General features: G+C 38.6%; 12 protein-coding genes and 1 pseudogene. 12 read left to right on the forward strand and 1 reads right to left on the reverse strand.

The window, feature by feature from the left end; genetic code table 11:
* The 12 genes from polA to RT445_RS02150 all read left to right on the forward strand — a co-directional run.
* Window positions 1–1,315 (forward strand): DNA polymerase I (gene polA / locus RT445_RS02095; protein ID WP_313469545.1); only part of this gene is annotated, 1,315 nt, incomplete at its 5' end.
* Window positions 1,316–1,327: 12 nt separating this feature from the next.
* Window positions 1,328–2,200, forward strand: a complete 873-nt coding sequence (gene mutM, locus RT445_RS02100; RefSeq protein ID WP_312506595.1) for a bifunctional DNA-formamidopyrimidine glycosylase/DNA-(apurinic or apyrimidinic site) lyase — start codon at window positions 1,328–1,330, stop codon at window positions 2,198–2,200.
* Between the two features lie 13 nt (window positions 2,201–2,213).
* Window positions 2,214–2,807 (forward strand): dephospho-CoA kinase, encoded by a 594-nt coding sequence (gene coaE / locus RT445_RS02105; protein ID WP_274794055.1) that lies wholly within the window; start codon window positions 2,214–2,216, stop codon window positions 2,805–2,807.
* A gap of 205 nt (window positions 2,808–3,012) precedes the next feature.
* Window positions 3,013–4,035 (forward strand): glyceraldehyde-3-phosphate dehydrogenase, encoded by a 1,023-nt coding sequence (locus RT445_RS02110; RefSeq protein WP_274794054.1) that lies wholly within the window; start codon window positions 3,013–3,015, stop codon window positions 4,033–4,035.
* Window positions 4,036–4,295: 260 nt separating this feature from the next.
* Window positions 4,296–4,766, forward strand: a complete 471-nt coding sequence (gene nrdR, locus RT445_RS02115; protein WP_004226277.1) for a transcriptional regulator NrdR — start codon at window positions 4,296–4,298, stop codon at window positions 4,764–4,766.
* A 16-nt stretch (window positions 4,767–4,782) separates the two neighbouring features.
* Complete coding sequence (locus RT445_RS02120; RefSeq protein ID WP_274794053.1) at window positions 4,783–6,147, forward strand: replication initiation and membrane attachment family protein; 1,365 nt, start codon at window positions 4,783–4,785, stop codon at window positions 6,145–6,147.
* Between the two features lie 27 nt (window positions 6,148–6,174).
* A complete protein-coding gene (gene dnaI / locus RT445_RS02125) occupies window positions 6,175–7,104 on the forward strand; it encodes a primosomal protein DnaI (RefSeq protein ID WP_274797364.1) in 930 nt (309 codons plus the stop codon).
* 642 nt (window positions 7,105–7,746) lie between these two features.
* A complete protein-coding gene (gene thrS, locus RT445_RS02130) occupies window positions 7,747–9,678 on the forward strand; it encodes a threonine--tRNA ligase (protein WP_313469549.1) in 1,932 nt (643 codons plus the stop codon).
* A 415-nt stretch (window positions 9,679–10,093) separates the two neighbouring features.
* Window positions 10,094–10,597, forward strand: coding sequence for a translation initiation factor IF-3 (infC, locus tag RT445_RS02135; RefSeq protein ID WP_016994853.1), 504 nt, complete (start codon window positions 10,094–10,096; stop codon window positions 10,595–10,597).
* 31 nt (window positions 10,598–10,628) lie between these two features.
* A complete protein-coding gene (gene rpmI / locus RT445_RS02140) occupies window positions 10,629–10,829 on the forward strand; it encodes a 50S ribosomal protein L35 (protein ID WP_004226312.1) in 201 nt (66 codons plus the stop codon).
* 57 nt (window positions 10,830–10,886) lie between these two features.
* Window positions 10,887–11,246 carry a 50S ribosomal protein L20 gene (gene rplT / locus RT445_RS02145; RefSeq protein ID WP_004226314.1) on the forward strand — a complete coding sequence of 120 codons (360 nt, stop codon included), beginning with the start codon at window positions 10,887–10,889 and terminating at the stop codon, window positions 11,244–11,246.
* A 131-nt stretch (window positions 11,247–11,377) separates the two neighbouring features.
* The gene (locus RT445_RS02150; protein WP_274794051.1) at window positions 11,378–11,641 is read left to right on the forward strand and encodes a DUF1294 domain-containing protein; all 264 of its coding nucleotides are present in this window, start codon (window positions 11,378–11,380) and stop codon (window positions 11,639–11,641) included.
* 23 nt (window positions 11,642–11,664) lie between these two features.
* On the opposite strand, the pseudogene RT445_RS23780 reads toward RT445_RS02150, so the two are convergent.
* Window positions 11,665–11,809 (reverse strand): annotated as a pseudogene (locus RT445_RS23780) (sigma-w pathway protein ysdB); the annotation flags it as partial.

The following is an 11,809-nucleotide window of genomic DNA, read 5'->3' on the forward strand; positions in this document are numbered from 1 at the left end:
CATTGATCAACTTGCTCAGCATGTTTGTCGTAAAGCTTTTGCTGTGTGGTCATTACAGCCGAAGCTAGAAACGTTATTAAAAGAGAATGAACAATTTGATCTTTATAAAAACTTAGAATTACCATTGGCAAGAATTTTGGGCGAGATGGAAAGTGAAGGGATTACAGTTAACCGTGCTACGTTAGAAAAAATGGGGCACGAGCTGAATGACAAACTAATAGTGATTGAGCAAGAAATATATGCAGAGGCTGGAGAAAAGTTTAATATTAATTCACCTAAACAATTAGGGGTTATTTTATTTGAGAAGCTTGGTCTACCTGTGATTAAAAAGACCAAAACAGGCTATTCTACAGCGGCTGATGTATTGGAAAAATTACAGTCGGAGCATGCGATCATCGAACATATCCTATTGTATCGACAGCTTGGTAAATTACAATCCACGTATATCGAAGGTTTACTAAAGGAAATTCATGAATCGGATAGCAAGGTGCATACACGCTTCCAGCAAGCTTTAACTGCGACAGGACGTCTAAGTTCTACAGATCCTAATTTACAAAATATACCTATCCGTTTGGAAGAAGGACGCAAAATCCGTCAAGCATTTGTCCCTTCAAAAGAGGATTGGATTTTATTTTCTGCCGATTATTCGCAAATTGAATTGCGCGTGCTGGCACATATGTCAGAAGATAAAAACCTTGTAGAGGCTTTCCGCGAAGGCATGGATGTTCATACGCGAACTGCTATGGATGTATTCCATGTAGCAGAGGATGAAGTGGATAGTAATATGAGGCGTGCTGCGAAGGCTGTTAACTTTGGGATTGTTTATGGCATCAGTGATTATGGACTATCACAAAACTTGGATATAACGCGTAAGGAAGCCGCGATATTTATTGAAAAGTATTTCGCAAGTTTCCCAGGGGTTAAACAATATATGGATGAAATTGTACAAGATGCAAAATTTAATGGGTATGTCACAACCATTTTAAATAGACGTCGCTATTTACCAGACATTACAAGCTCGAATTTTAATTTAAGAAGCTTTGCGGAGAGAACGGCAATGAATACACCGATCCAAGGTAGTGCCGCTGATATTATTAAAAAAGCAATGATTGATATGGATGCTCGCTTGAAAAAAGAAAAGATGCAGGCAAAACTACTTCTACAAGTGCATGATGAATTAATTTTTGAAGCTCCAAAAGAGGAGATTGCTTTGCTAGAAAAAATTGTACCAGAGGTAATGGAAAATGCCATTGGGCTTTCCGTACCGCTCAAAGTAGACTTCAACCATGGCTCTACATGGTACGAAGCAAAATAAGGAGGGATTCAAATGCCTGAATTACCAGAGGTGGAAGGTGTCGTCCAGGCATTGAAGCCAAAAATTGAAGGACGGACAATTCAACAAGTACAGCTATCTGAAAGGGTACGTTTCTCTTTTAGTGAGGGTAAGCAATGCATCGTTAAACAAGCAGAGCCGGATGCATTTGAATTGTCTTTGTCGCACATGACAATAACTAAAATTGAACGACGAGCGAAATATATATTCTTTCATTTGATGAAGGATGATGTGCCATATGTGCTTGTCAGTCATTTAGGCATGACAGGTGCATGGTTTGTTGTGAATGAACCAGAAGAAATCAATGAGGAAAAATTCCAAAAGCATATCCATGCAACATTTAAAATGGCAGATGGGGGATACTTAATTTATTCGGATATTCGTCGCTTTGGTGAACTTCGATTTTTGGCAAAGATTGAAGATCATGTGCCGCTAACAAAGATGGCACCAGAGCCATTCGATGAGCATGCTTGTGAATTTTTTATAGCACAATCTAAATTACCAAAATATGAAAATAAAGCTGTGAAAGAGGTTATTATGGATGGGCAAGTCATCTCGGGCTGTGGCAATATTTATGCTACTGAAGCATTGTTTGCCCAGAAAGTTCATCCTGCACGGAAAATGAATCGCATTAGTGACAAACGTAAAAGAGCTTTATTTGAGGAAATTGTTGCTGTCCTACGCCAAAGTATTGAAGCGGGTGGTTCAACTATTTCTGATTATCGAAACATTAATGGGGAAGCCGGGAGTATGCAGAATCGGCTGAAAATGTATGGGAAAAAGATATGTCCAGTATGTGAAACAGCAACGAGTCAAATGACAATTGGTGGACGTACCTCTGTTTATTGCCCAAATTGTCAACATTAAAGGGGATTTAACGATGATTATCGGACTAACAGGAAGTATTGCAAGCGGCAAAAGTACAGTAGCAAAAATGATGACCGAACTAGGGTTACCGATTGTTGATGCAGATATTGTAGCACGAGATGTCGTAGAACCAGGAACAGAGACATTAGCTTTAATTGCTGAAAGCTTCGGACAAGCTATTTTGCTTGAGGATGGCAATTTAAATCGAACAAGGCTGGGGGATATTATTTTCCATGAGCCTGCCAAACGCAAAATTTTAAATGATATTATGCATCCAGCCATCCGAAAAGAAATGCTACGTCAACGTGATGCTTATTTAGAGGCAGGGTATCAGCATGTTGTGATGGATATACCATTGTTATTTGAGAGTAAGCTTCAGCATTTTGTGGAGCGTATCATTGTCGTATCGGTCAGTGAAGAAGTTCAGCTTCGACGCTTAATGGAACGTAATAATTTATCAAAAGAAGATGCTTTAGCACGTATGCATTCACAGCTACCAATGTCTGTCAAAGAAAAAGGCGCAGATGCGGTTATTTATAATAATGAGAATATAGAAAATACAGAGGAACAATTAAGGAAAATCCTCAGTTATTGGAATGTTATTTAATGGTTTCATTAAGATGCGTAGCAAAATATGTTTGCTGCGCATTTTTTAATGGGGAAACGACATAATAAGGATTAATTTTTCAGAAAATAAGAACTTTTATATTGTGAATATATAATGTTCATCTTTTTTAAAATTGTGTTATACTAATCACCATAAAGTATATAATTAATTAATCTGAGTATGTACTCACAGGAGGATATTATAAATGACAGTATCAATTGCTATTAATGGTTTCGGACGTATCGGACGTATGGTTTTCCGCCAAGCGATCGTACAACAGGATTTAAATATCGTTGCAATTAACGCGAGCTACCCAGCTGAAACGTTAGCACATTTGATTAAGTATGACACAAATCACGGAACATTTGAAGGTACGGTAGAACCAGCAGGCGATGCTTTAGTTGTAAACGGTAAACGTGTTCAAATTATTAGCGAACGTGATCCATTAAAATTACCTTGGGCAAAAATGGGTGTAGATATCGTTATTGAAGCTACTGGTAAATTTAATGAACGTGACAAAGCAGCAATGCACTTAGAAGCGGGCGCTAAAAAGGTTATCTTAACAGCACCTGGTAAAAACGAGGACGTAACAATTGTTTTAGGTGTAAATGATGACAAACTTGATATTGCTAAACATGATGTTATTTCAAATGCTTCTTGTACAACGAACTGCTTAGCTCCAGTAGCGAAAGTATTGAATGACACATTTGGAATTGAGAATGGCTTAATGACAACAGTTCATGCTTATACAAATGACCAAAAGAACCTAGACAATCCACATAAAGACTTACGTCGTGCACGTGGATGCGCACAATCCATTATTCCAACATCTACAGGTGCTGCAAAAGCATTAAAATTAGTTTTACCTGAATTAGAAGGTAAGATTCATGGTATGGCATTGCGTGTTCCTACACCAAACGTTTCTTTAGTAGATCTTGTAGTAGATTTAAATACGGATGTCACAGTTGATGCTGTCAATGCTGCATTCGTAAAAGCTGCAACAGAAGGTCCGATGAAGGGCATTTTGAACTTCTCTGTTGAACCATTAGTATCTTCTGATTACAACACAACTACTTACTCATCAACGGTTGATGGACTTTCTACAATGGTATTAGGCAGCCGTAAAGTAAAAGTACTTGCATGGTATGACAATGAATGGGGCTACTCTGCACGTGTAGTAGATCTTGTGAAAAAAGTAGCGAATGCTTTAGAAACAGTAAACGCATAAAAATTTCATCGTGAGCACATTGAAATCTAAGTGATTTCAATGTGCTTTTTTTATGCAGAGGAATACCGAAAATGGTTAAGTGTTATGTTATTTGTGCTACAATGGCAATCCTTCTAGACCTCTTAAATTTGAATAATTTTCTTGTACTTTAGGTGCTTTAGGTTTATCATGTGCTCACAAACATGAATGCACTTTTCTTACATGTAGGAAATTTGTTATAATAGAAATATTAAATTGTTGTAAATCAGGAGAGTAATTATATGAGATGTCCATCTTGCCAATTTAACGGAACGCGTGTTGTGGATTCGAGGCCAGTAGATGATAATAAAGAAATTCGTAGACGTCGTGAATGTGAGTCGTGTGGCTTCCGTTTTACAACGTTTGAAAAAATTGAAGAGACACCATTAGTCGTAGTTAAAAAGGAAGGTTCACGAGAGGAGTTTAGCCGTGAGAAGGTACTTCGTGGACTTATTCGTGCTTGTGAGAAACGCCCAGTAGCGCTTGATGTACTGGAGGAACTTGTCCTATCTATTGAAAAAGATCTTCGTCGTATAGGCAATTCAGAAGTACGCTCAGAAGACGTCGGTGAAATGGTAATGGATCGCTTAGCTAAAATTGATGAGGTAGCCTATGTGCGATTTGCCTCGGTTTACCGTCAGTTTAAGGATATTAATGTTTTTATTGAGGAAATTAAAGATATTATTCAACGTCAAACGGAGAAAAAATCATAGAAAACAGAGAGGATGAATGACGTTGATTCATTTATATAAGGAATTGCAGCCTGGCGATCCTTTCGACATTCGTCTACCTCATGCATTTTCTACACAGGAGCGTCAATTAGTTACATTGTTTTATCAACCATTAACCGGCTCGGAGCCAATTAGCCTTTATTTAACGTTATGGGCTGAAGCTGAACAAATGCCAAAACAGCAAATGACCCATTATTATTTAATGAATGTGCTCGGATTGCCCATTGGTAAAGTGTTTGAGGCCCGTATTGCACTGGAGGCAATCGGTTTGCTACGCACATGGAAAAAAGAAAATGCGGGTGAGCGTAGTTTTTTATATGAGCTACAGCGCCCACTTGATGCAGATAGTTTTATGAAAGATCCGTTGTTGTCGATGTTTCTGTTTAGTAAAATCGGCGAGCAGGCCTATCGAAACTTACGTCAGCGCTTTATGTCACCTGTAAAGGACAAAGAATTTAAGGATGTGTCTCGCGCCTTTATTGATGTCTTTAAGCCTGTTCATTCTAATATCCCATCCGATTTACAAGTGGATACGAGTCAAAAGGATAAACAGCAAAAAGTATATCCTTTTTATTTGGAGCAATTTGATTTTGATTTGTTGCAAGCAGGTTTGTCAGAGCAATTGGTACCTTCCAATTTGTTGACATTAGAAGTACGTGAAGCGATAGCGAAACTGGCATTTTTATATCATTTAACAGCCCTTGATATGCAAAAAGTGGTCATTCTTGCTTTGGACGATGATTTAGGAATTTCCCAAGAACGTTTACGCAAGGCTGCTGCCGATTTTTATAAATTAACAGTTTCAAAGGAGCCGCCAAAACTAGCAAGAGTAAACGAACCTCTACCAGTAGCAGAAGTGGGGCAAAAAACGAAGGATCAGGAGCTCCAACATTATTTAGAGACAACAGCTCCTGTTCAAGTATTACGTGATATTAATAATGGTAAAGAACCATTACAAACGTCTGTTCAACTTGCAGAAAATTTAATCGTTCAGCACGGCATGCCAATTGGGGTAGTCAATGCATTATTAGAATACGTTATGCTAACGACAGATATGAAACTACCTAAAAAATATGTGGAAACGATTGCTGATCACTGGGTACGTAAAAATGTCCAAACGGCAAAGGAAGCAATGGAGCTTGCACGCCAAGAGCATGATAAATATACTGCTTGGAAAAACAAGCCACAAACTGCAAATAAAACGAGTCAACAGGTCAAAGGACGTTCAAGAAATCAACGTGAAGAAAAAGTCCCCGAATGGTTTTATAAACGTAATGAAAAACAAGAGGAAGATGCTTCTAGCACGATAGACTTTGAAAAAGAACGTCAGAAAATATTGGAAATGCTAGGAAAAAGTGAATAGCAAAGAAGGTGAGCAACAATCGAACCTATAAATGGACCATTAAAACGAGCAATAAATGTACCGTCGTTTCAAGAACGCTATGAAGCTATGCGACGTGAAATTTTAGAACATCCACAAGTACAGGAATTTCTAGCTCAACATGCAGATGAATTAAACTACGAGAATATTGAACGAAATTTACCAAAGCTTCATGAATTTATTAGTCAATCTACAGAATGCTGTGGTTGCGATAATACCGAACACTGTACCAACTATTTAAAAGGCTTCCTCCCGACATTAAGAATCGTCAGGAATTCTATTGAAATGGACTATGTTCGTTGTGAGCAAAAGGTACGAGAAGAAGAACGCCGAGATGTTGCGAATATGATTGCAAGCATGCACATGCCAAAAGATGTGCTCCAAGCGACCATTCAAGATCTAAGTATTGATGATGAATCTCGCGTCGCGATTGCACAAAAAGCGGCTCAATTTGTAAAAATGACAAAAGAGTCAGGTCAACTACCCTCCAAAGGGTTTTACTTATTTGGTAAATTTGGTGTTGGGAAATCTTTTGTGCTTGGTGCTTTAGCTAATGAGCTAGCATCGATTAAAATTCGCTCTGTTGTTGTGTTTGTCCCAGAGTTTTTACGAGAAATGAAAAATGCTATAGGCGATAATACATTAAACGAGAAAATAGATTATATTAAAAAAGCTCCAGTCCTAATGTTGGATGATTTAGGTGCAGAAACTATGACGGCGTGGACGCGAGATGAAATTTTAGGAACCATTTTCCACTATCGTATGGCAGAGCAATTACCAACGTTTATCACGTCTAATTTTAATTATGATGAATTGGAGCACCATTTAGCACAGTCACAAAAGGGTGATATTGAAGTTGTAAAAGCAGGACGAATTATGGAGCGTATTAAAGCCTTGACTATACCGATTGAAATGCGAGGTAAAAATCGTCGTATGTAACATTGGTAGTTGCATTTTTCGACAATCGAGCGTATACTGACTCATATACTTAATATCAACATGCATTGATGAGGACATGAATTTTGTGTATCAGCTTATAGAGAGGGAAGTCATCGGCTGTAAACTTCCTAGTGTCGGCACATTATTTACTACCTACTGAGCAGCGAAAGGGATAATCTTTCGCCGGTCCCTAGCCCGTTAGCTAGCCTTGAGCTTCGTCTGACTTTAGATAAGTCGGAAGGAAGAAGGGTGGAACCACGAGCATACGCTTCGTCCCTTTCGTAGGGACGGAGCTTTTTTGTTTTCTAGCACATATGAAGAATGCCCTAGAATGAGAAGGAAGCTGTTCGAAATGTTGAAGACTCCGCTCGCAAAGGAGTTGTAACCACTCCAAGAGAGGAGAGAACCGCTCAAAAAAGTGGTCACACAGCTCGCAAAGGAGTCGCAACCGCTCCAAGAAGGGGGAGAACCGCTCCAAAAGTAGTTCACACCGCTCCAAGAGAGGAGAAATCCGCTCCAAAAGACTTGAGACCTGCTCAAATAGGGTGCCCTAATTTCTAGCTAAGCTGAAATACTCGAACGATTGCCTGATTCACTCATCAATCATTATGAATTTAACACAACTAAAGGAGTGCAAAGAATATGTCAGAAATGATTAAATTAACTTTTCCAGATGGCGCTGTAAAGGAATTTGCAAAAGGCACATCAACTGATGACGTAGCATTATCAATTAGCCCAGGCTTACGTAAAAAGGCTTATGCGGGTAAAATTAACGGTGTGTTAGTGGATTTAAAAACACCAATTGAAGAGGGTGCAACAATTGCAATCATTACACAGGATGATGAGGAAGCTCTTGAGATTTTAAGACATTCAACAGCTCACTTAACAGCGCAAGCTATCAAACGTCTATTCCCAGATGTAAAGCTTGGTATTGGTCCAGTTATTGAAGGTGGTTTCTACTATGATATTGACTCACCAACACCAATTACTGCTGAAGATCTACCTGCAATTGAAAAAGAAATGAAAAAAATTATTGCTGAAAACCTAGAAGTAGAACGCAAAAATGTAAGTCGTGCGGAAGCTCAAGCAATCTATGAAGAAATTGGCGATGAATATAAATTAGAATTACTAGAAGCTATTCCTGCTGATGAGCAAGTGTCTATTTATTATCAAGGAGAATTTTTCGACCTTTGCCGTGGTATTCACGTACCATCAACAGGTAAGCTTCGTGAATTCAAGCTTTTATCTTTAGCGGGTGCTTATTGGAGAGGAAACTCTGATAATAAAATGCTTCAACGTATTTATGGTACAGCGTTCTTCAAAAAAGAAGAATTAAAACATCACCTACAAATGTTAGAGGAAGCAAAAGAACGTGATCACCGTAAAATCGGGAAAGAATTAGACCTGTTCACAACTTCTCAAAAGGTAGGGCAAGGTTTACCACTTTGGTTACCAAATGGTGCAACAATTCGTCGTGTTATTGAGCGCTATATCGTGGATAAAGAATTATCACTTGGGTATAAGCATGTTTATACACCAGTATTAGGTTCGAAAGAGCTTTATCAAACTTCTGGTCACTGGGATCATTATCAAGATTCTATTTTCCCACCAATGGAAATGGATAACGAGACATTAATTATGCGTCCGATGAACTGTCCTCACCATATGATGGTTTACAAAAACAGCATGCATTCTTATCGTAACCTACCATTACGTATTGCAGAGCTTGGTACAATGCACCGTTATGAAATGTCAGGAGCAGTTTCAGGCCTACAACGTGTACGTGGGATGACTTTAAACGATGCTCATATTTTTGTTCGTCCAGACCAAATTAAGGCGGAGTTCCAAAAAGTTGTACAATTAATTTTAGAAGTTTATAAAGATTTTGATTTAAATGATTACTCATTCCGTCTATCGTATCGCGACCCAGCGGATACTGAAAAATACTTTGATGATGATGCAATGTGGGAAAAGGCACAAAGCATGTTAAAAGAAGCGATGGATGAGCTTGGCTTAGATTACTTCGAAGCTGAAGGTGAGGCTGCTTTCTATGGACCAAAACTTGACGTACAAGTAAAAACAGCGATTGGTAAAGAAGAAACTTTATCAACAGTTCAATTAGACTTCTTATTACCTGAACGATTTGACCTAACTTATGTTGGAGAAGATGGTAAACCACATCGTCCAGTCGTTATTCACCGTGGTGTAGTATCAACAATGGAACGTTTTGTTGCCTTCTTAATTGAAGAGTACAAAGGCGCATTCCCAACATGGTTAGCACCAGTACAAGTGGAAGTCATTCCAGTATCAAATGAAGCTCACTTCGACTATGCAAAACAAATTGAAGAACAATTAACTGCAGCTGGTTTACGTGTAGAAATGGATGACCGTGAAGAGAAATTAGGCTATAAAATCCGTGAAGCGCAAATGAAGAAAATTCCGTATATGCTTGTCATTGGGGATAAAGAAGTTGAGGCAAATGGCGTGAATGTACGTCGTTATGGCTCAAAAGATTCTGAAACAATTAGCTTTGAAGATTTCCTAGCAACGATTAAAGCTGAAATTACTAAATAAGCATTTACAAGAAACCCTCGCTTGCATAAGTGAGGGTTTCTGTATAAAATAAATCTTACTTTTGTATAAAATATTTCATTCTAGGTCAATATGGTAGAGATAAGAAATTAAACATTTGACAACTTATCATATACATGCTAATATAATTAAGGTTAATGAATACAAAGTTTGTGGTTGAAGTAGAGGCTGCCCGCTTCTCACCTGATACAACGCTTTAAAGGCTGTGAACAGGTATGACACGTTGAATTGTTTTGCGTAAACTTGCGCATGCACATATAGCGGGCGGACATCTTCAAAAATGTCCGTCCTTTTTTTATGGACATGACAAGAGGATGTACCGTTCAACCGGGCAAGGCTTTGCCCAAACCATGTATTCGCGACAACTACTTGGAGGTGGATTACTATTAGCAAAGACATGTATGTAAACGAAGGCATTCGCGCACGTGAACTTCGATTAATCGATCACAATGGTGACCAGCTTGGTGTAAAGACACGTAATGAAGCGCTAGAAATCGCCGCTCGTGTAAACTTGGATCTTGTCCTTGTGGCCCCTCAAGCCAAGCCGCCAGTCGCTCGTATCATGGACTATGGTAAATTTAAGTTTGAACAGCAAAAGAAAGACCGTGAAATTCGTAAAAATCAAAAGGTCATCGTAATGAAAGAGGTTCGTCTGAGCCCAACTATCGATGAGCATGATTTCCAAACGAAGTTACGTAATGCGATTAAATTCCTTGAAAAAGGCGATAAAGTAAAATGTAGCCTACGTTTCAAAGGTCGTGCGATTACACACAAAGAGATTGGTCAACGTGTGTTAGATCGTTTTGCTGAAGCTTGTGCTGAAGTATCAACGGTAGAACAAAAACCGAAGATGGAAGGCCGAAGCATGTTCTTAGTTCTTCAACCAAAGAACGAGAAATAATATTAGACGAACAGTTTAGGAGGAATTCGACATGCCAAAAATGAAAACTCACCGTGGAGCTGCGAAACGTTTCAAAAAAACGGGTTCAGGTAAATTAAAATACGACCGTGCTTATGGAAGTCACTTATTCGCAAACAAATCTACGAAACAAAAACGTCACCTACGTAAAGCAAACATCGTTTCATCTGGTGACTTCAAACGCATCAAATCTTTACTTGTTTACATGAAATAATTGACTACAAAAAAATACTAACATTCATTTTTTAATGAAAAGCAGGAGGTAATTCATATGCCACGCGTAAAAGGCGGAACAGTGACGCGCAAACGTCGTAAAAAAGTATTAAAATTAGCTAAAGGTTACTATGGTTCAAAACATACATTATACAAAGTTGCTAACCAAGCAGTAATGAAGTCAGGTCAATATGCATACCGTGACCGTCGTCAGAAAAAACGTGATTTCCGTAAATTATGGATCACTCGTATCAACGCAGCTGCTCGCATGAATGGTCTTTCTTACAGCCGTTTAATGCACGGTTTAAAAGTTGCAGGTATCGAAGTTAACCGTAAAATGTTAGCTGACCTTGCTGTAACTGATGCTGCAGCATTCACTCAATTAGCAGACGCTGCAAAAAAAGCAGTAGCTAAATAATAGTTGACAATGTCAATTATTATTTCTGCACCGAAAGCGTAGCGACAGGTGCCAAAAAGACTGATGGATTTTTCCATCAGTCTTTTTTATGTTAGATTAGTAGTATAACGTTTTTTGATAAGGAGTAGAGAATGGGACAAGCATTATTAGCTTATATGGGTATACTATCAATTGTGCTGCTCATTTTAATGGGTATGGACAAATCTCGTGCGAAAAAGCATGAATGGCGAATTGCAGAGCGCACTTTGTTTACATTAGCTATTGTAGGAGGGGCAGTTGGTGGTGTACTTGGTATGTATTTATTCCGCCACAAAACACGCCACAATAGTTTTGCATTTGGGTTTCCACTACTAGCAGCCATTCAACTATTTATTGTTGTACAATTGTGGGTTTAAACGAAAATAAGAAAAACACATCCTCATGAAGAGGATGTGTTCCGCATAAGCTGTTCAATGGGCTGCTTCCAATTAATTTTAGCACTTGGATAGTTCAATAAAATTTCTTGCTGTAAATATTCAAAGTCGCTCTTGGTGAAGCCTTGCAACGTTGCGGCATCTCGAGCA

Origin of the sequence: Lysinibacillus sp. (assembly GCF_032093475.1) — a bacterium.
In the GTDB taxonomy this organism is placed as follows: domain Bacteria; phylum Bacillota; class Bacilli; order Bacillales_A; family Planococcaceae; genus Lysinibacillus; species Lysinibacillus irui.

What these genes read in the sequence shown, in the direction of transcription:
- mutM (WP_312506595.1), top strand. Translation starts at nt 1,328, where the DNA reads ATGCCTGAATTACCAGAGGTGGAAGGTGTCGTCCAGGCATTGAAGCCA.
- coaE (WP_274794055.1), top strand. Translation starts at nt 2,214, where the DNA reads ATGATTATCGGACTAACAGGAAGTATTGCAAGCGGCAAAAGTACAGTA.
- RT445_RS02110 (WP_274794054.1), top strand. Translation starts at nt 3,013, where the DNA reads ATGACAGTATCAATTGCTATTAATGGTTTCGGACGTATCGGACGTATG.
- nrdR (WP_004226277.1), top strand. Translation starts at nt 4,296, where the DNA reads ATGAGATGTCCATCTTGCCAATTTAACGGAACGCGTGTTGTGGATTCG.
- RT445_RS02120 (WP_274794053.1), top strand. Translation starts at nt 4,783, where the DNA reads ATGACGTTGATTCATTTATATAAGGAATTGCAGCCTGGCGATCCTTTC.
- thrS (WP_313469549.1), top strand. Translation starts at nt 7,747, where the DNA reads ATGTCAGAAATGATTAAATTAACTTTTCCAGATGGCGCTGTAAAGGAA.
- infC (WP_016994853.1), top strand. Translation starts at nt 10,094, where the DNA reads ATGTATGTAAACGAAGGCATTCGCGCACGTGAACTTCGATTAATCGAT.
- rpmI (WP_004226312.1), top strand. Translation starts at nt 10,629, where the DNA reads ATGCCAAAAATGAAAACTCACCGTGGAGCTGCGAAACGTTTCAAAAAA.
- rplT (WP_004226314.1), top strand. Translation starts at nt 10,887, where the DNA reads ATGCCACGCGTAAAAGGCGGAACAGTGACGCGCAAACGTCGTAAAAAA.
- RT445_RS02150 (WP_274794051.1), top strand. Translation starts at nt 11,378, where the DNA reads ATGGGACAAGCATTATTAGCTTATATGGGTATACTATCAATTGTGCTG.